Genomic DNA, 18,014 nt, shown 5'->3' on the forward strand with positions numbered 1-18,014 from the left:
GCGGCCGCTCGGCGACGTTCGAACGGGAACGGTACTCAGGACCGGCCGCCCGCACAGCCCCCGGCGGACCGGCCGCACCGTGGCCGTCGCCACATCCGGCGCGCCCCCCCGGAGCCGGCGGGGGCGGTGTACCGGCGACCCCGGTACCTCCTCAGAGGACGTGCCCGGGCTCACCCTTGTCGTCCACCACGGGACGCCCGGCCGCGGCCCACTCCTGCATGCCGCCGTCGACGTTCACCGCGTCGACGCCCTGCTGGACCAGGTACATGGTGACCTGCGCCGAGCGGCCCCCGACGCGGCAGAGCACGTGCACCCGGCCGTCCTGGGGCGCGGCCTCGGCCAGCTCACCGTAGCGGGCCACGAACTCGCTCAGGGGAATGTGCAGCGCCCCGGCGGCATGACCCGCCTGCCACTCGTCGTCCTCGCGGACGTCCAGCAGGAAGTCACCGTCCTTGAGGTCGTCGATCCCGACCGTGGGCACACCAGCTCCGAAACTCATGTCCCAGACGCTACCGGAGCCACGGCCGGGTCAGTCCTGCGCGAGGATCCCCGCCAGCTCCGCCTCCCGCTCGCGCACCTGGGTCGCGAGCTGCTCGGCGATCTCCTCCAGCAGCCGGTCGGGGTCGTCCGGGGCCAGCCTGAGCATGGCGCCGATCGCACTCTCCTCCAGCTCCTTGGCGAGCAGCGTGAGCATCTCCTTGCGCCGGTCGAGCCACTCGAGCCGTACGTACAGCTCCTCGGCGCGGCTCGGGCGGCGCTCGGGCACCGGCCCGGCGGCCCACTCCTCGGCCAGCTCGCGCAGCTGCGCCGCGTCACCGCGGGCGTAGGCGGCGTTGACGCGGGTGATGAACTCCTCGCGCCGGACCCGCTCGGACTCCTCCTGTGCGAGGTCGGGGTGGGCCTTGCGGGCCAGCTCGCGGTAGAGCTTGCGGGCCTCCTCGCCGGGCCGGACCCGCTGCGGGGGCCGGACCGCCTGGTCCGTGAGCATCGCGGCCGCCTCCGGGAAGAGTCCGTCCCCGTCCATCCAGCCGTTCAGCAGTTCCTCGACGCCGGGGATCGGCATCAGCCGGGCCCGCGCCTCGTCGGCCCGGCGACGGTCCTCCTCGTCACCCGTGCGGGCCGCCGTGGCCTCGAGGATCTGCGCCTCCAGCTCCTCCAGCCGGGCGTACACCGGGCCGAGCCGCTGTTCGTGCAGCCGCGAGAAGTTCTCGACCTCCACGCGGAAGGTCTCCAGCGCGATCTCGTACTCGATGAGTGCCTGCTCGGCGGCCCGTACGGCCCGTTCCAGCCGTTCCTCGGGACGCGGCGCACCCTCCTGCTCGGGCTCAGCTTCCGGCGTCGTCACCCGACCAGCCTAGGGGGTGTCCGCGGGGGAGCCTCCCACGCGCTCCCCGCCGCTCCCCTCACACCCCCAGCTCCGCCGCGACCCGTCCCGTGCGCACCGCGGCCACCAGCTGAGCGTGGTCCGCCTCGGTGCGGTCGGCGTAGGCGACGGCGAAGGCGGCGACCGCCTCGTCCAGCTCGCCGTTCTTGCCGCAGTAGCCCGCGATCAGCCGCGGGTCGGCGCTGTGCGCGTGGGCCCGGGCCAGCAGGGCGCCGGTCATGCGGCCGTAGTCGTCCAGCTGGTCGGCGGCCAGGGCGCCGGGGTCGACGCTGCCCTTGCGGTTGCGGAACTGCCGCACCTGGTAGGGCCGCCCCTCGACCGAGGTCCAGCCCAGCAGGATGTCGCTGACCACCTGCATCCGCTTCTGTCCGAGGACCACCCGGCGGCCCTCGTGCACGGCCTCGGGGGCGTCGAACCCGGCGGCCGCCAGGTGGGGCAGCAGCGCGGAGGGCCTGGCCTCCTTGACCTGGAGCACGAGCGGTTCGCCCCGGTGGTCCAGGAGCAGCACGACGTACGACCGGGTGCCGACGCTGCCGGTGCCGACGACCCGGAAGGCCACGTCGTGCACCGCGTACCGGGCCAGCAGCGGCAGCCGGTCCTCGGAGAGCGTGCCCAGGTATCCCTCCAGGGCACCGGCGACGGTCGCCGCCTCGGTGTCCGTCACCCGGCGCAGCACCGGGGCCGCGTCCACGAAGCGCCGTCCGCCGTCCTTGGTGGACTCGGTCGACTTCGCGGCGAAGCGCCCGCTGGTGTTGGCCCGCGCCTTCTCGGAGACCCGCTCGAGGGTGCCGAGCAGGTCGTGGGCGTCGGTGTGGGAGACGAGTTCCTCGTCGGCGATGGCGTTCCAGGCGTCCAGCGCGGGGAGCTTCGCCAGCAGCCGCATGGTGCGCCGGTACGCCCCGGTCGCGTCGTGGGCGGCCTCGCGGCAGGTGTCCTCGTCGGCGCCGGCCTCCCGGCCCGCGAGGACGAGCGAGGCGGCGAGCCGCTTGAGGTCCCACTCCCAGGGGCCGTGGACCGTCTCGTCGAAGTCGTTCAGGTCGATGACCAGGCGGCCGCGGGCGTCGCCGTAGAGGCCGAAGTTGGCGGCGTGCGCGTCACCGCAGATCTGGGCGCCGATCCCGGTCACCGGCGTGCGCGCCAGGTCGTACGCCATCAGGCCCGCCGACCCGCGCAGGAAGGCGAACGGCGTGGCCGCCATCCGCCCCGCCCGGATCGGGGCGAGCCCCGGTATCCGGCCGCGGTTGGACTCCTCGACCGCGGTCACCGCGTCCGGACGGGCGGCGTCCGGGTCGAGCGCGGCGTGCGCGGACCGCGGGACACGGGTGCGCAGCGCCTTGCCCTCCGCCTTCGGCGAGCCGGCCGCGGGCCACCGCGCGAACCCCGGGACGACCGGCATCCGCCCGCCCCGCGCCGCGCCTTCCGTCCCCTGGCCGTCCCCGCCCGTACGCGCCACCGGCACCACTCCGGCCGCCGCCTCCGTGCCCGCCCCCGCCGTCGCCCCGGTCATCCCGGCCACCCTCCTGCGTCTTCGCCCGACCTGTGCGTCGTGCCTGTGCCGTGCCTGCGTCGTGCCTGTGCATCTTGCCCGTGCCTCGTGTTGCCCGTGCGTCGCGCCCGTCGCACGCGTGCGTGCGTCGTGCCCGGCGCGCGCGTGCCGCGCGTCGGGCCGTGTGCCGTACCCGGCACGCGTCCCACCGGCGACCCGCACGTCCGGTCCGCCCGTCCGTCCTGCCCGCCGTACGTCGTCGTACCCGGCCGGGCACGCGCCCCGGTGGTTCCGTGACGTGGCCCCGGCCACGCACGCGACCCCGGCCGTGAACCGCCCCGCGGCCCGCCCGGCACCGGGCCGGTCCGCGTCTGCGCTCCCAACCTGGCCAAGCGACCGGACCCGCACCCGCACCCGGCGCGCCCCGACCGTACCGCCGCACCGCACCGCGCGTACACGACCCGGCCCGCCGCCCGCATAACGCCGGGCAGGGGGCGAAACAGGAGGTGCCCCCGGCCCCCGCGGCGCGCCTACCGTGGCCAGCGATCACCACGGAGCGCGCCCGTCGAAGCAACCACCGCAGCCTGCCCGCGCCGGCGGGCGCGCCCCCTGTCCCCGACGTCCCGGATGTCGCACGTCCCGTTCAGCTTCCCCAGGGACCACCCACCGAGGAGACCGAGGAACCGCCATGACCTCCGACACCCCCACCACCCCCGACGAGCCCAGGCCCGGACCCGGCCGGGGCTCCGGCGGCGACCGCGGCATCAGCCGCAAGACGCTGCTCAGGGCGGCCGTCGCCGCCGGTGCCGCCGTCCCGCTGCTCGCCACCGGCGGCGTCGCGCTGGCCCGGGACGCCGCCCGCTCCTCCGACGGCCGGACGCTGACGCCGACGCCGTACTGCGACGACGGCGACGACCTGACGCCCGACCAGATGGAGGGCCCGTACTTCAAGCCGAACTCGCCGCTGCGCACCAGCCTGGTCACGCCCGGCACCCCGGGCACCCCGCTGACCGTCAGCGGCTACGTCTTCGGCCGGAACTGCGCCCCGCTGTCCGGCGTGCTCCTCGACTTCTGGCAGGCCGACGACAACGGCGACTACGACATGGCCGGCTACACCTTCCGCGGCCACCAGTTCACCGACGCCACCGGCGCCTTCGCCCTGAAGACGATCGTCCCCGGCCTCTATCCCGGCCGCACCCGGCACATCCACGTCAAGGTGCAGGCCCCCGGCGAGCCGATCCTGACCACCCAGCTGTACTTCCCCGGCGAGCCCCGCAACAGCACGGACATGATCTTCGACCCGGCCCTGCTGATGAACGTCCGCGGTGCCGGCGGCGGCAAGGAGGGCACCTTCGACTTCGTCCTCGACGTGGACGGCGACACCGGCCCCACGGACCCGCCCACCGACCCGCCGACCGACCCGCCGGGCGGCACCTGGACGAGCGGCCACGCCTACACCTCCGGTGACCGGGTGACGTACGGCGGACGCTCCTACCGCTGCCTCCAGGCGCACACCTCGATGACCGGCTGGGAACCGCCGAACGTGCCGGCCCTGTGGCAGCGCGAGTCCTGACGCTCCGGAGTACGGGCGAGTGCCCGCTCTCCGGTTCCGAGGCCCCCCGCCGGGCGCACGACCGGCGGGGGGCCTCGCCGTTCACGGGCGTCCGGCGGGCGCCAGCGTGGACCGGTACCAGGGCTCGGCGCGCCGGAACCCGGTGCCGAACGGGTCGCCCGGCGGTTCCCGGAGGTCCGACCAGAGGCTGTCGGACTCGAAGAGGTGATCGGTCGTCAGCAGGCCGACCACGCCCGACAGGACGTCGTCCCCGGCGAGCAGGTCCCGTGCCCGCCGCACCGTGAGGTCACGCCGCGGCCAGGGGATGCCCGCGCAGGCGGCGACGGCGCGCAGGGCGCCGCCGACGCCGACCGGCTCCGGGTGGGCCGCGTGGTAGACGGACGCGGACAGCGCCGTGCCGGGCGCGAACGCGGCGCCCACCAGGGCCCGGGCCAGGTCCGGCACGGCGATCATCGACATCCGCGCGGACCAGCCCGCCACCGTGCCCGGCAGCCTCCGCAGCACCCGGGCCATGCCGGGCCCGACCCAGGTGTCGCCCGCCCCGTACACCAGGTGGGGACGCAGGACGACCCCGCCGGCCGAGAGCACGGCGTCCTCGGCGGCGGCGCGGGTGCGTGAGGTCCAGGAGCCCGGGTTGCGGACGAGCTCCTCGGGCCGTTGCCCCCGGTAGGTGCCGCGGCCGTAGACCGACGCGGTGCTCAGGTGCACGACACGGCGGACCCCGGCCCGCCGGGCCTCCGCGACCAGCGCCGCCGTGCCGTCGGCGTTCACGGCTTGGTTGGCCGCCTTCGTCCCCCCTATCTGCGCCGCGCAGTGGATCAGCACGTCGACGCCGTCGCAGACGCCGCGCAGGCTGCCGGGGTCGGTCAGGTCGCCCCGTAAGCACCGCGCACCGGAGCGGCGTACGGGACGGCGGTGCGACAGCAGCCTGATGCAGGCCGCCCGCCGCTCCGCCTCGCGGACGACGTGTCCTCCCACGAATCCGGACGCGCCGGTGATCAGTACGGTGAGCACGGGGCACCCTCCCAGGGGACGGTCCGGGTCAGCTGACGCGGGGACGCAGGACGAGGTCGGCGGTGAAGACCGTCTCGTCCTCCTGGCTGCCGCGCACCCGCACCGGCAGCTCGCCCGGTGCGCCGTGCCCCTCGACGGTGGCCGTGACCCAGCACGGAGAGTCGAACTCGGCATAGCGCGCGAAGTCGGCCCGCACGCCCGCGAGCAGGGCGCAGGGGAGCCCGGTGACGGCGTGGGCGGCCTGCCGGGCGGCCTCCAGCAGGACCATGCCGGGGATGTGGTCGGTCGGGTGGTCGAAGTAGGTCGGGTGGGCCGTGTCGACCCTCAGTTCCCAGCGGCCCGGCGACGCCGGCGACGCCTCGCCCAGCAGGACGTGCCAGGGGCTGCCGTGGCGCACGACGGCGGGGTCGAGCGCCGGCGGGGGTGTGCGGTGGCAGACCGTGGGGCGCTCACCTCTCAGGCGTCTGTAGACGTCCGGGCTCATGCACCGGAAGGCGGCCGAGGCGGTCGCCCGTACCTCGTCGCCCCGCCGGACGGTGACGTCGTAGCGCATCTCGCGCAGGCTGCGGCCGCGGCGCACGACGTCCCGGCACACGGTGTGCATCTCTATGTCGGTGGGGACCGGGCCGGCCCTGAAGAGCTCCGGGTCCGCGGTCACGCTGAGGTCGGACATGAGGAACTGGTAGCCGAACGGCACGTCGAACTCGGCGTGCGCGAGCAGGGACCCGATCTGCCGCACGGACTCGACCAGCAGCATCGGATCCTGGTAGCCGCCCTCGGAGGCGAACAGGGAGTGGCAGCGGGGCCACTGGGCCCCGACCACGAATCCGCTGCGGTCGCCGGCGGGGACGTCCTGCTCCCAGCCTGTGAGCAGGACTTCGGAGACGGCCGCGCGGTGCACGTACTCACGCGGAACCGTGGAGGTCAGCTTCCGGGGCTGTGCCGTGACGCCGGGTGCCTTCGGAGCGAGGTTCGGCATGTGCGGGGCTCCCATCAAGGTGCAGACAGGGGGCGGCACGGCCGTGAGTCGGCTGCTCACCCCCGTGGCCGACTAGCTGCGGATAAAGATACAGACAGGTCGGTCCAGTTTTTCAAGAGGCAGGAAGCTTTCCTCGACCACACGTGCGTCAAGTGCTGTACGCGCGGCCCCGGCGACCCACGGGCGAGACCGGCCGCGAAACATGCAGGGCGCCATGATTCGGCAAGCGGGCCGACCCGCTGCTGGCCCGTGTTTTCAAGGATCTTTACACACCCGAAGGCGGCACCACCCTCACCCTCGCGCCGAAAACACACAGCTCAAGACATCCGGACCCGGGTGATCAAGGGGTCACTCAGAGATACAGGACAGGTACACGGCAACCTTTGACAATCAGACAGGTCTGTTTGGTATTGTCTCCCCCCGTGAACCTCGGTCAGTGATGACGTGTTGTGTTTTCAGGTACCTTCAGGGGGACAGATGAACCGGCAGTACGCGGAGCTCGTCGGACCGTCGCCGCAGCGCCCTCTCCCGCCCGCCGCCCCGGTCCGCCGGACGGCCCGGAACGTACTGGTCGTCGAGAACGACCAACGGGCCGCCGAAACGCTCCTGCGGGGGCTGACCCGGCAGGGGTACGCCGCAAGGAGCGTGGACACCGGAGCCCAGGCGCTGCGCGGCCACCGCGACGCCGATCTGATCCTGCTCGACCTCGACCTGCCCGACCTGGACGGCCTCGAAGTGTGCCGGGCCATCCGCTCGATCAGCGACACGCCGATCATCACGGTGACCGCGCGGCGCTCGGAACTCGACTGCGTACTCGGCCTCCAGGCGGGCTCGGACGACTACCTGGTCAAGCCGTACGGCTTCCGCGAGCTGCTGGCCCGCATGGAGGCGGTGATGCGCCGCTCGCACGGCCGGCCGGCCACGGCGGACACCGGTCGGGTCATCACCCACGCCGGACTGCGCATCGACGTGGCCGCCCGGGCGGCCACCCTCCACGGCGAGCCCCTGGACCTGACCCGCAAGGAGTTCGACCTGCTCCACCTCCTGGCCCTGCAGGCCGGTACGGTGCTCACCCGGCGGCAGATCATGGCCCACGTGTGGGACGACGCCTGGTCGCCGCGGGGCCGGACGGTGGACACGCACGTCGGCACCCTGCGCGCCAAACTCGGCTCCAGCACCTGGATCATCAACGTGCGCGGAGTGGGTTTCCGGCTGGGCCATCCGTGACCGCGGCAACAATACAGACTAGTCTGTTGGGCTAACAGCGGCACGGTAAGGATGAGGCATGGCTCAACAGGAACGCGGCAGGCAGTCGCGACGGTCGATTCTCGAGGCCGCCGCCCACGTCTTCGCCGAACGCGGTTACGACGCCGCGAGCACCAACGACATACTGGCCTGCACCGGGCTCACCCGAGGCTCCCTCTACCACCACTTCCCCTCCAAGGAAGCCATCGCCGTGGCCCTGGTCCAGGCCCACGGCGAGGCCCTGGCCGTACCGGAGGGGCCGGTGCGGCTGCAGTCGGTGATCGACCTGACCCTGGAGTTCGCCCGCCGTCTCCAGCACGACCCGGTGCTGCGCGCCAGCGTGCGTCTGGCCACCGAGCAGACCTCCTTCCGCCGCCCTCCGCAGACCGCCTACGAGCAGTCCCTGGAGGCGATCGAGAAGCTGCTGCGGGAAGCGAGGGAACGGGACGAACTCCTGCCGGGCGTCGACGTGGACGAGGCGGCGTCGACGATCGTCGGCTGTTTCACCGGCCTGCAGATCATGTCCCAGGCGTACACCGGCCGGGAGGACCTGGGCGACCGCGTCGGGTCCTTCTGGCGCTTCTTCCTGCCCGGACTCGCCACCCCCGGCCTGATCGGCCGGCTCCGCACCGCGGCCCCCGCGTCCTGACCCCGCTCGCGGACGACGTGCGAACGTTGTCACGGCAGGCGGCTGTGGCCGCCGTCCGCCTGGAGGAACAGCGGGCTCAACAGGGCCCACAGGCGCCGGGAAGTGCCGACGTCCCACCACGCGGGGTCCGACCGGCCCAGTGTCTCGATGCCGGCCGCCACGACCACGGCCAGGTCGGCCAGGTTCTCGGGCGGCGCGCCGTGCCGCCGGTCGGACGCCTCGTAGGCGGCGGCCACCCGGTCGCGGAGCAGCGACACCAGGTGGTCGCGCAGCCTCGGCGGCCCCGCTGAGCCGTCCGGGGCCAGCTCCATGCCGGCCCGGACGATCGTGTCGGTGCCCAGCGCCTCGGTGAGCGCCAGGCAGAAGCGCTCCGGCGCGTCGGCGGCCGCACCGGAGAACGCCGTGTCGACGATCTCCTCCAGCCGGCCGCGCGCCTGTTCGTGGACGGCGGCCGCGAGAGCGGCGGTCGAGGAGAAGTGGTGGTAGAGAGCACCGCGGCTCACGCCGGCCCGGCGGCAGATGTTGACCAGGCCCGCGTCGGCCGGGCGCCCGTCCGCGATCAGCTCCGCCGTGGCCCGGATCAGAGCCTCACGAGTCCGCTCGGACCGCATCTGCATCAGATCCCACCCGCCTTCTTCATCCGTACCGGTCTCTCGGCCGGCCTCTCCACCCACCGAAGCATACAAGGAGGTCTGTTTTATCGGACCCATGCCTGCAGACACCCCCTCTTTATGATCTTCGTTCGTTCATAAATCCCCCACATACACACGTCAATTGGCCTGAACCTTTCGTTCCGGAACGACCGATCGATGCGTAACCGAGTAGACTTGCCTGTATGTTTTCCTGGAACCGCCGCTCGCCGGGACGCCCGGAACTGGGCACTTGGCACTGCGCTGACACGGAGCTGACCCAACCTCGAATGCTTGATGAAACCCTGCACCGCTGTCGGTAGATGCAGCCCCGGGACCCCGGTGAGACTGAATGCCGTCTTGCGAAACTGCCACGGATCGGGGGATTTCGATGGATGAGCGTGAGAGAGCCACCGAGGAGCACACGAGCAGGGACTGCGCACAGCGGTGCGGCCGGATCTGCGCCCTCTGCCTGGACCGGACCGGCCGAGAACTGCGGACGCTGCTCACCCTGTACAAGGAGAGCGAGGAAACCCTGGCCGCCGCCCCGACGACGGCACTGCGGCAACGGGTGAGCGGCAGCCGCGGCAGCGTCGGCATCGTGCTGGACGAGCGGGTCGTGTCCCTGCGGAGCAAGGTGACCGAGACGCTGAGCCTGTGGGCGCGGCTCGTCCTGGACGAGCGCGGCGACGCCGCCTTCGGTGCGAAGGAGCGAGGGCTGGCCCGGCTGGTGCGGTTCCTGGGACAGCAGCTGCCGTGGTTCGCCGACCACCCCGCCGGGGTCGAGTTCACCGAGGAGGTCACCGAACTGCTCGCGGATCTGGACGAGTTGTTCGGTCCGGGGCCGGTGAGCAGGTTCCCGCTGGGGCCGTGTCCGCGGCCGGAGTGCGAGGGCACCCTCTTCGGCGTCCGGCCGGCGGACCGCGACCGTGTCCCCAGTCACGTCTCCTGCGACGCCGGCCACCCGGTGCCGCCCCGCCAGTGGCTGCTGCTGGCCGGCCGCACGGAGAAGGAGCGGGCCGCGTGAGCGGCTTCGCGGAGCGCACCGGCGGCACGGCCCGGCGCCGTACGGTGCCCACGGAGCTGGCCGCCCTGGCCATGGGCGTCTCGCAGGCCACCATCCGCAAATGGGCCAGCCGCGGAAAGATCACCAGGCACGGCGGCCCCCAGCGCGCGGAGTACGACCTGGAAGAACTGCTGGCCCTGACCCGTCGCGACGCCCGTGCCCCGAAGGGGCCCTCCGCCTGAGCAACCGCTCCCTCGAGGACCGATCCGTGCGGGGATCGGGTCCACCGCTGCCCCCGCGGCCCACACCGGCCGCGGGGGCAGCTTGTTTACGTCAACTCCCTTATGCAACAGGGAAGTTGACGCCACGGAGGACACCTGTCACACTTTCTGCGGCGCCCCCATGCCCGGACGCCGCCACTTCTTCGGCGGCGGTTCCCACGGGCGGCGCCTCCCGCGGCGGGCTCTCCGCAGCCCCGCGTTCCGCGCCTTCCAGGAGATCCGCGGCGAGTCGGCAGCACCGACTCGCCGCGGATCTCCTTTTTTCTGCCGCCCCCATTCGAGGAAGTGTGGTCGATGCCTGTTTCTACCTGGACCCCCGTCGGACGCTGGACGGGTACGGTCACGCACGACGACGAAGTGGACGAGTACACGGTCGCCTTCGCCGCGGACGGTTCGCTCTCGGTCACGACGCGGAAGAGCACCGGCTACGGCGCGTGGACCGCCGTCGGCGACGAGACGCTGGAGTTCTCCCTGCGCGAGGACTTCAACGTCGACGTCACCCAGATCAGCCCGAACGGCCACCACGCCGCCTACATACAGATCGACATCACGGCGCGCCTCACCGGGGACACGCTCGTCGGCGAGGGCAAGGCCGTCGTGCACGGCCCCGACGACGCCGTGATCTACGCGACGGGCGCCCGGACAGAAGCGCGCAGGGTGTCATGACCCCGGTGCAGGCCGCGGTACCCGCCGCCCTGGCCGCCGAGGTGGCCCGGCTGTCCGACGTCACGGCGCTCAAGGACCTCGCCGACCGTTATCTGGCCAGCCTCGACGCGGGCACCTTCGACGCCGCGTGGGCCGGATCCCTGTTCACCGACGACGTGGAGATGACGTTCCCGGTCGGCAGCCACCGGGGCAGCTCGGGCGTCGACGGCTTCACCGCCCGGATCATGGCGCGCTGGGGCCGTACGCACCACCACGGCTCCGAGAGCACGGTCGTGGTCGACGGCGACCGCGCCGAGGTGGGCTGGAGCCTGATCGCCTCCCATGTGCACCACGGCTCGCCGCTGCCCCCGGACGCCTCCGAGTACTTCCAGCTCGGCGGCCGTTTCTCCGGTACGGCCCGGCGTACGCCGGACGGCTGGCGCTTCGACCGGCTGCGGCTGCGCATCGTGTGGACCACCGGAGCCGTACCCGCCGGTGTCACCCGGGTCGACGCACGGACGCTCGACACCCGCGGCGGCCGCGGCACCCCCGCCCAGTAACCCGATCCCAGCGAAGGAGAACCCGCCATGCCCACCACGCTCACGCCGGACCAGCAGAAGGAACTCATCGAGAAGGTCTTCCACGAGGGTCTCGACCTCGGCGACCTCTCGGCGGCCGACCGCTACCTGACCGCGGACTTCCGCAACCACGGCAGCCACGACGACTCCATGCGCGGACCGGAGGCGTTCAAGCACACCATCCGGATACAGCAGTCCGCCTTCAGCGACATCAAGTACGAGATCCTCGACTTCATCGCCATGGGCGACAAGGCCGCCATCCGCTGGGTGATGCACGGCCGGCACACGGGCCCCTTCATCGGGATCCAGCCGACCGGTCTCCAGGTCCAGCACCAGGCGATCATCTGGTTCCGCTTCGAGGGCGACCGGATCGCCGAACGCTGGGGCATCGTCGACAACTTCGCCCTGCAGCGCTTCCTGCAGTCGGGCGGCAAGCCGGCCGGCCCCCTCACCCCGGCCGGCGGCCCCCGCTCCTGACCCGCCCCCGCCCCCCACTCCGGCCCCACTCCGGCGCCGGACGCACGCGCCGTACCGGCGTCTCGGCGTCCGGCGCCGCACCGGACGGCCTCCGGCCCTCCGGCCGCAGAAGACGCACGAGGAGGACGTCATGCCCATCGACCGAAAAGTCGCCCGGTTCAACCGGCGGTTCGCCAACCGGTTCGTCGGCCCCCTGTTCAGCCGCCTGCCGGGCTTCGGGAAGGTCCACCACCGGGGCCGCAAGTCCGGACGGGAGTTCGCCACGCCGGTCAAACTGTTCCGGCGCGGCACGGACATCGTCATCACACTGCCGTACGGACCCGGCTCCGACTGGGTCAAGAACGTGCTGGCGGCGGGCGGTTGTGAGATCACCACCCGAGGACGCCGCATCCAAGTCACCGACCCCGTGGTCTTCACCGACGACGGCAGCACCCGCATGCCGGCCGTGACCCGCCGCATCCTGTCCCGGGTCGACGCCACCGAGTTCCTCGCACTGACCCCGGTGCCCGCGCCGCTGCCGGCGGACCGGTGACGACCGCGCCGGTCCGGGTCGTACTCATCGTCGGCTCGGCCCGCGAAGGACGGCTCGCCCCGGAAGTGGCCGGCTGGTTCGCCGGCGTGGCCCGGCGGCGCGGGGACCTCGTCCTGGACGTCGTGGACGTGGCCCACCATCCGCTGCCGTCCGACCTGGCCGCGGACGACCCCGTGGCCGCGGCGCTGCGCCCGCGACTCGCCGCCGCCGACGCCTATGCGGTGGTCGTGCCGGAGTACAACCGCAGCATTCCCGGGCCACTGAAGACGCTGGTCGACAGCTTCCAGACCGAGTGGCGGGCCAAGCCGGTCGGCTTCGTCGGCTACGGGCTCGGCGCCGCGGGCGGCGTGCGCGCGATCGAGCATCTGCGGCAGATCTTCGCCGAGTTCCACTGCGTGGGGATGAAGGACGTCGTCACCTTTCCCCGCGTGCTCGACCACTTCGACGCCGAGGGGCGGTTTCCCGCCGATCCCGAGCGGTCCGAGGCGGCCGCCAAGCTCATGCTCGACCAGCTGACGTGGTGGGCCGAGGCCCTGCGCGCGGCCAAGGCGGTCCGCCCCTACGGCGCCTGACCCGTGCGGCGGCCACCGCGACGCCGCCCGGTGCCCGCCGAGCCCCGCCCCGCCCCTTCCTGTCTCAGGAGACGTGATGGCCGCTGTTCCCGTCCCTCTCTCCGACCTCCTCGTCGCCGTTCCGGTGGTGATCCTCGTCAGCCGGGCGGCCGCCCAGTTCCTGCGCCGGGCCGGTCAGCCGCCGGTGGTCGGGGAGATCCTCGCCGGCATCCTGCTCGGCCCCTCGCTGCTGGGCGCGCTGTGGCCCGAGGGCCAGGCCTGGCTGTTCAGCCCCTCCGTGATCCCGTACCTCGACATGCTCGGCAATGTCGGACTGCTCGTCTTCATGTTCCTCGTCGGGCTGGAACTCGACCTCGGCGCGCTGCGCGGGGGCCGCAGGACCGCCCTCGCCGTCTCCCAGGCGGGCACCGCCGTGCCGCTCGTGCTGGGTGCCCTACTGGCGCTCGGCATGTACGGTCCGCTCGCCCCGGACGGCACCGACCGGCTCTCGTTCGTCCTGTTCATCGGGGTCGCGCTGAGCATCACCGCGTTCCCCGTCCTGGCCCGCATCCTCACCGACCGCGGGCTGTACCGCAGCCGGGTGGGCGCACTCGCCCTGGCCAGTGCGGCCGTGGGGGACGTGAGCGCGTGGTGCCTGCTGGCCGCCGTCGTGGCGATCGCGAACAGCGGTTCGCCCTTCGACGCCGTCACGACCGCGCTGTACGCGACGGCCTTCGTCTTCGTCCTGTTCTACGTCGTCCGTCCGCTGCTGACCCGGTGGACCGCGCGGGCCGAACGCGGTCACTCCGACGCCGTGGTGCTGGTCGTGCTGTTCAGCGGCCTGTGCCTGTCCGGCTACGTCACCGACCTGATCGGTGTGCACGCGCTGTTCGGCGCCTTCCTCTTCGGTGTGATCACCCCGCGCGACAGCCCGCGGACCTCGACGGCGGCGACCCGGCTGCGTGCCTTCGCGGTGCCGGTGCTGCTGCCGCTCTTCTTCGTGAGCACGGGGCTGCGGACCGACGTGTCGCTGCTGGGCGGCGGATCGGCCCTGTGGCTGTGGGCCGGTGCCGTACTCGCGGTGGCGGGGCTGGGGAAGTGGGGCGGGGCCGCGATCGCGGCCCGGCTGACCGGCAACGGGTGGCGGGACGCGATGTCCCTCGGCGCGCTGATGAACTGCCGGGGGCTGACCGAGCTGGTGGTGCTGGACATCGGCCTCGGCCTCGGGATCGTCGGTCCCGACCTGTTCACCGTCCTGGTGCTCATGGCCCTGGTGACCACGGCGATGACCACGCCCGCGCTGAGCCTGATCCGCGGGAAGGGGGACACCCAGGCCGCCTCCGACGGTCTCGACGGTCCCGGTGCGCCTGAATCCGCCGACGCGGAGAACCCCGTGCTGCAACCGGCCGAACAGCGCTGACCTGCTCTTCCACCATCACCGACCGGTCGTCGCGCATGCACTTGCGGCACTGATGATTGGTTCATTGCTAATTGGACTCTTGATAGATAAGCGGGTTGACGATACCGTTGCCCTACCGCACGGAGCAGTGAGGCGATGAGGGAGAGAGCTGTGAACCAGAACTTCAAGAACCTCGACATGACGATGATGTTCGCGATCCACGACGCCCTGCGGCGCGAGCTGGAGCGCATCGCCCGGATCACCGCCCGGGTCGACGAGGACCCCCGGCACGTACTGAGCACCGCGGTCGGCTGGGAGCTGTTCAAGAAGTTCCTGACCGCCCACCACGTCTCCGAGGACGTCACCGTGTGGCCCCCGATGGAACGCGCCCTGGCCGGCCGTCCGGACGAGCTGGCCCTGCTGGAGGCCATGGAGGCCGAGCACGCGGTGATCGAGCCCCTGCTGGCCGACATCGACGCGGCCCTCGCCGACCGGGAGTCCGGGCTGCAGCGCCTGGGCGGCCTGACCGACACCCTCGTCACCCGGCTCGGCGGCCACCTCGACCACGAGGAGCAGGACGCCCTCGCCCTGATGGACCTCACGCTGAGCCAGGAGGAGTGGGCCGCCTTCAGCGCCGAGCAGCGCACCCGCATCGGCGACGACTCCGCCCGCTACCTGCCCTGGCTGCTGGACGACATCGACGCCGCCAAGGTGGCCACCGTCCTCGGCAAGATGCCCGAGCCGCTGCGCCAGGCCTACGCCACCGAGTGGCGCGCCGCCTACGAGGACCTGGACATCTGGACCCCGAAGGCCGACGCCGCCCTGCGCTGAACCGCGGCCGCCGCCCGCTCCTGGCCCGCCGCGCCCCCTTCCCGCAAGAGACGTCACAGACGTCAGAGACATCGGAGAGAACTCATGTCGCTGCAAGACCGCACCCAGGCCGTCCCCAAGGCCGCGGCACCGCCGCGGCAGGACGGCAGGCTCGGCCTCGCGCTGCTGGTCATCGCCGCAGCTCAGCTGATGCTGGTCCTCGACAACACCATCGTCGCCGTCGCGCTGCCGAGCATGCAGAGTGCCCTCGGCCTCAGCGAGTCCGGCCTCGGCTGGGTCGTCACCGCCTACGCGCTGGCGTTCGGTGGCCTGCTGCTGGCCGGCGGCCGCGCCGGTGACCTCTTCGGCCGCCGCCGGGTCTTCCGCATCGGCCTGGTGCTGTTCACCGCCGCCTCCCTGCTCGGCGGCGTGGCCCAGAACGGGGAACTGCTCATCCTGGCCCGGGTGATCCAGGGCGCGGGCGCGGCCATCGCCGCTCCGACGGCCCTGTCGCTGCTGGCCACCACCTTCGAAGCCGGCCCCGCCCGCAACAAGGCGCTCGGCGTGTACGGCGCCATGGGCGGACTCGGCTCGGTCGTCGGCCTGCTGCTCGGCGGCGTGCTCACCGAGTTCCTGAGCTGGCGCTGGGTGATGTTCATCAACATCCCGATCGCCCTGGCCGTGCTGCTCGGCACCGGCGTCCTCGTCGAGGGCGACCGTGAGCGCGGCAAGGTCGACGTGCCCGGCGCCTTCGCCGCCACCTTCGGCTTCGGCGCCCTCGTCTTCGGCATCACCCGGGCCGGCGAGGAAGGCCTCGGTGACGGCCTCACCCTGATCGGCCTGGCCGCCGCGCTCGTCCTGCTCGTCGCCTTCGTCGCCATCCAGCGCGGCAGCCGGGCGCCCATGATCCCCCGGGGTCTGCTCGCCGACCGCAGCCGGGTCGGGGCCAACCTGATCATGTTCCTGGTCGGCGCCGGCATGCTCGCCACCTTCTACTTCCTCACCCTCTACATGCAGGTGGTCAAGGGCTACGAGCCGATGGTCACCGGCCTCGCCTACCTGCCCTTCGCGCTCGGCATGGGCATCGCGGCCGGCGGTCTGGGCCCGCAGCTCCTGGCCCGGTTCTCCGAGCGTGCCGTCATCGCCGTGGGCCTGGTCGTCGGCATCGCGGGCATGGTCTGGTTCAGCTTCCTGGCCCCCGGCCAGAACCCGCTGGCGGCACTCCTGCCGGCACAGCTGATCGTCGGCCTCGGCCTCGGCATGGTCTTCGTGACCGTCACCATCATCAGCGTCCGCGGCGTCGAACCGCAGGCCACCGGCGCCGCCTCCGGCCTGGTCAACACCGCCCAGCAGATCGGTGGAGCCGTCGGCCTGGCAGCGCTGGCCGCCGCCGCCACCGTGGTCACCGAGAACGAGCTGCCGGGCAGCGTGCCCGACGCCCTGACCACCGGATACTCCTACGGCTTCCTGCTCGGAGCCGGCCTGTACCTGCTGGCCCTGGTCGTCGCCCTGGTGACCGCCCCCGCGACCGCCCCCCAGCCCCAGCGCGACACTCAGCAGCCCCCGGTCGCGCTGTGACCCTCCGGCGGCCCCGCCTTGTCCCCCGGGGCGGGGCCGCCGGAGCCCCGACGACAGGATGTGACAAGGCCGCGGGGCGGCACACGCCACCGGATGCTCCCGGACACCGCCCGTATACTCGGGCAGGAGGTGCTGTTCTTGCGGTATGAACACGACGCCGGGCGAGGCCCCGTCACACGGACCGAGGAGACCGCGGAAGTCCCCGGAGTACTCCCGGAGGCACTGACCGACTTCATCGGCTACCTCCTGCGCCGGGTCCACGCCCAGTTCTCCTCGACCGGCACCGGCGGCGACGCGGACTCCCGCGACTTCCTGGTCCTGGACGCGCTCACCGGCCGCGACTGGGAGTCCCAGCTCGACCTGGCCGAGCGGCTCGGCATCAACCGCACCATCATGGTGTCGGTCATCGACCGGCTCGAGGAGCGCGGCGAGGTCCGGCGCACCCGCAACCCCGACAACCGCCGCCAGTACGTGCTCTCCCTGACGGACGAGGGCCGCCGGGCACTGGACGTCCGGCGGCGTGCGGTGGCCGAGCGGGACGCCCTGCTCACCTCCGTACTCACCCCCGACGAGACCGCCCGGCTCGACACCCTCCTCGCCCGGCTGCTGCCCGAGTCCGCGCGGTCCCTGGTCCAGGGCACCGAGTACCTGGTGGCCCAGGCCCACTACCGGCTGCGGCGGCTCGGCGACGAGAAGCTCGCCGGCACCGGTCTCCGGGTACGCCACTACGGCCCGCTGTCCGCCCTGGTGACGTTCGGCCCCTGCGCCCAGCAGCGGCTCGCGGAACTGCTGGCGATCACCGGGCCCGCCGTGTCCCAGCTCGTGGACGAACTGGTCAAGCAGCAGCTCGTGCGCCGGGGCCGCGACCCCCACGACCGGCGGCGCTACGCCCTCGAAGTGACCGACACCGGCCGGGAGAAGCTCGACACCGTGGCGCGGGCCGTGGCCGACCTGGCGGCGGACGTGACGGAGATGCTCGGTACCGGCGGCACGGAGGAATTGCGCACCCTGCTGCTGAAACTCCTTTCCCCCACCCATTCCGGAAGCGCCTTCTCCGATATTTCGGCGCCATCTGTTCTGTCCGGGGGTTGACCCTCCGGAGAAAGGCTGTCACGCTTAACCCAGCGGTTCCCGCATGCCATTTACAGAGGCTTCTCGAAGCCGTTCCAAGGCTCTTCACTCCAGACGGAGTGAGGGG

20 protein-coding genes are annotated in these 18,014 nt (G+C 72.6%); 14 read left to right on the plus strand and 6 right to left on the minus strand.

Going from position 1 to position 18,014, the window contains the following annotated elements; genetic code table 11:
• Nucleotides 1-151: 151 nt before the first annotated feature.
• The 3 genes from NI25_RS18920 to NI25_RS18930 are packed head-to-tail and all read right to left on the minus strand — an operon-like array spanning nt 152 to nt 2,891.
• On the minus strand, nt 152-481 hold the full coding sequence (locus NI25_RS18920) for a rhodanese-like domain-containing protein (protein WP_031043538.1): 330 nt from the start codon (nt 479-481) through the stop codon (nt 152-154).
• 48 nt (nt 482-529) lie between these two features.
• A complete protein-coding gene (locus NI25_RS18925; RefSeq protein WP_061443573.1) occupies nt 530-1,345 on the minus strand; it encodes a hypothetical protein in 816 nt (271 codons plus the stop codon).
• 58 nt (nt 1,346-1,403) lie between these two features.
• Complete coding sequence (locus tag NI25_RS18930; RefSeq protein ID WP_061443574.1) at nt 1,404-2,891, minus strand: DUF2252 domain-containing protein; 1,488 nt, start codon at nt 2,889-2,891, stop codon at nt 1,404-1,406.
• A 667-nt stretch (nt 2,892-3,558) separates the two neighbouring features.
• Between NI25_RS18930 and NI25_RS18935 the strand changes: the two genes are divergently transcribed.
• Nucleotides 3,559-4,443: a carbohydrate-binding protein gene (locus tag NI25_RS18935; protein ID WP_061443575.1), complete on the plus strand. Its 885-nt coding sequence runs from the start codon at nt 3,559-3,561 to the stop codon at nt 4,441-4,443.
• An 81-nt stretch (nt 4,444-4,524) separates the two neighbouring features.
• Here NI25_RS18935 and NI25_RS18940 read toward each other — a convergent pair whose 3' ends face one another.
• Complete coding sequence (locus tag NI25_RS18940) at nt 4,525-5,457, minus strand: NAD-dependent epimerase/dehydratase family protein (protein WP_061443576.1); 933 nt, start codon at nt 5,455-5,457, stop codon at nt 4,525-4,527.
• Between the two features lie 28 nt (nt 5,458-5,485).
• Nucleotides 5,486-6,436 (minus strand): ScbA/BarX family gamma-butyrolactone biosynthesis protein, encoded by a 951-nt coding sequence (locus NI25_RS18945; protein ID WP_061443577.1) that lies wholly within the window; start codon nt 6,434-6,436, stop codon nt 5,486-5,488.
• A 477-nt stretch (nt 6,437-6,913) separates the two neighbouring features.
• On the opposite strand from NI25_RS18945, the gene NI25_RS18950 reads away from it, so the two are divergent.
• Together NI25_RS18950 and NI25_RS18955 are read left to right on the plus strand one after the other, a co-directional pair.
• The gene (locus NI25_RS18950; protein ID WP_061443578.1) at nt 6,914-7,663 is read left to right on the plus strand and encodes a response regulator transcription factor; all 750 of its coding nucleotides are present in this window, start codon (nt 6,914-6,916) and stop codon (nt 7,661-7,663) included.
• A gap of 58 nt (nt 7,664-7,721) precedes the next feature.
• Nucleotides 7,722-8,330, plus strand: a complete 609-nt coding sequence (locus tag NI25_RS18955) for a ScbR family autoregulator-binding transcription factor (protein ID WP_061443579.1) — start codon at nt 7,722-7,724, stop codon at nt 8,328-8,330.
• Between the two features lie 29 nt (nt 8,331-8,359).
• Here the strand turns inward: NI25_RS18955 and NI25_RS18960 are convergent, their stop codons facing one another.
• Nucleotides 8,360-8,947 carry a TetR/AcrR family transcriptional regulator gene (locus tag NI25_RS18960; protein ID WP_061443580.1) on the minus strand — a complete coding sequence of 196 codons (588 nt, stop codon included), beginning with the start codon at nt 8,945-8,947 and terminating at the stop codon, nt 8,360-8,362.
• 403 nt (nt 8,948-9,350) lie between these two features.
• On the opposite strand from NI25_RS18960, the gene NI25_RS18965 reads away from it, so the two are divergent.
• The 11 genes from NI25_RS18965 (at nt 9,351) to NI25_RS19015 (ending at nt 17,908) form a co-directional block, all read left to right on the plus strand.
• The gene (locus NI25_RS18965; protein ID WP_233520750.1) at nt 9,351-9,986 is read left to right on the plus strand and encodes an OvmZ protein; all 636 of its coding nucleotides are present in this window, start codon (nt 9,351-9,353) and stop codon (nt 9,984-9,986) included.
• Nucleotides 9,983-10,207: a hypothetical protein gene (locus tag NI25_RS18970; RefSeq protein ID WP_061443581.1), complete on the plus strand. Its 225-nt coding sequence runs from the start codon at nt 9,983-9,985 to the stop codon at nt 10,205-10,207. The genes NI25_RS18965 and NI25_RS18970 overlap by 4 nt, the downstream gene beginning before the upstream one ends.
• Nucleotides 10,208-10,540: 333 nt before the next feature.
• Nucleotides 10,541-10,912, plus strand: a complete 372-nt coding sequence (locus NI25_RS18975) for a hypothetical protein (RefSeq protein ID WP_061443582.1) — start codon at nt 10,541-10,543, stop codon at nt 10,910-10,912.
• Nucleotides 10,909-11,451, plus strand: a complete 543-nt coding sequence (locus NI25_RS18980) for a nuclear transport factor 2 family protein (protein ID WP_061443583.1) — start codon at nt 10,909-10,911, stop codon at nt 11,449-11,451. The genes NI25_RS18975 and NI25_RS18980 overlap by 4 nt, the downstream gene beginning before the upstream one ends.
• A gap of 27 nt (nt 11,452-11,478) precedes the next feature.
• Complete coding sequence (locus NI25_RS18985) at nt 11,479-11,946, plus strand: ester cyclase (RefSeq protein WP_061443584.1); 468 nt, start codon at nt 11,479-11,481, stop codon at nt 11,944-11,946.
• A gap of 130 nt (nt 11,947-12,076) precedes the next feature.
• Complete coding sequence (locus tag NI25_RS18990) at nt 12,077-12,478, plus strand: nitroreductase family deazaflavin-dependent oxidoreductase (RefSeq protein ID WP_061443585.1); 402 nt, start codon at nt 12,077-12,079, stop codon at nt 12,476-12,478.
• The gene (locus NI25_RS18995) at nt 12,475-13,050 is read left to right on the plus strand and encodes an NADPH-dependent FMN reductase (protein ID WP_061443586.1); all 576 of its coding nucleotides are present in this window, start codon (nt 12,475-12,477) and stop codon (nt 13,048-13,050) included. The genes NI25_RS18990 and NI25_RS18995 overlap by 4 nt, the downstream gene beginning before the upstream one ends.
• Nucleotides 13,051-13,126: 76 nt before the next feature.
• The gene (locus NI25_RS19000) at nt 13,127-14,449 is read left to right on the plus strand and encodes a cation:proton antiporter (protein ID WP_061443587.1); all 1,323 of its coding nucleotides are present in this window, start codon (nt 13,127-13,129) and stop codon (nt 14,447-14,449) included.
• A gap of 177 nt (nt 14,450-14,626) precedes the next feature.
• Entirely contained in the window at nt 14,627-15,259 is a 633-nt protein-coding gene (locus tag NI25_RS19005; RefSeq protein WP_267484780.1) for a hemerythrin domain-containing protein, read from the plus strand.
• 84 nt (nt 15,260-15,343) lie between these two features.
• Complete coding sequence (locus NI25_RS19010; RefSeq protein WP_061443589.1) at nt 15,344-16,816, plus strand: MFS transporter; 1,473 nt, start codon at nt 15,344-15,346, stop codon at nt 16,814-16,816.
• Nucleotides 16,817-16,954: 138 nt separating this feature from the next.
• Nucleotides 16,955-17,908 carry a MarR family winged helix-turn-helix transcriptional regulator gene (locus NI25_RS19015; protein WP_267484639.1) on the plus strand — a complete coding sequence of 318 codons (954 nt, stop codon included), beginning with the start codon at nt 16,955-16,957 and terminating at the stop codon, nt 17,906-17,908.
• The last annotated feature ends 106 nt before the right edge of the window (nt 17,909-18,014 follow it).

It is taken from the genome of Streptomyces sp. CCM_MD2014 (assembly GCF_000772045.1).
Taxonomy (GTDB): domain Bacteria; phylum Actinomycetota; class Actinomycetes; order Streptomycetales; family Streptomycetaceae; genus Streptomyces; species Streptomyces salinarius.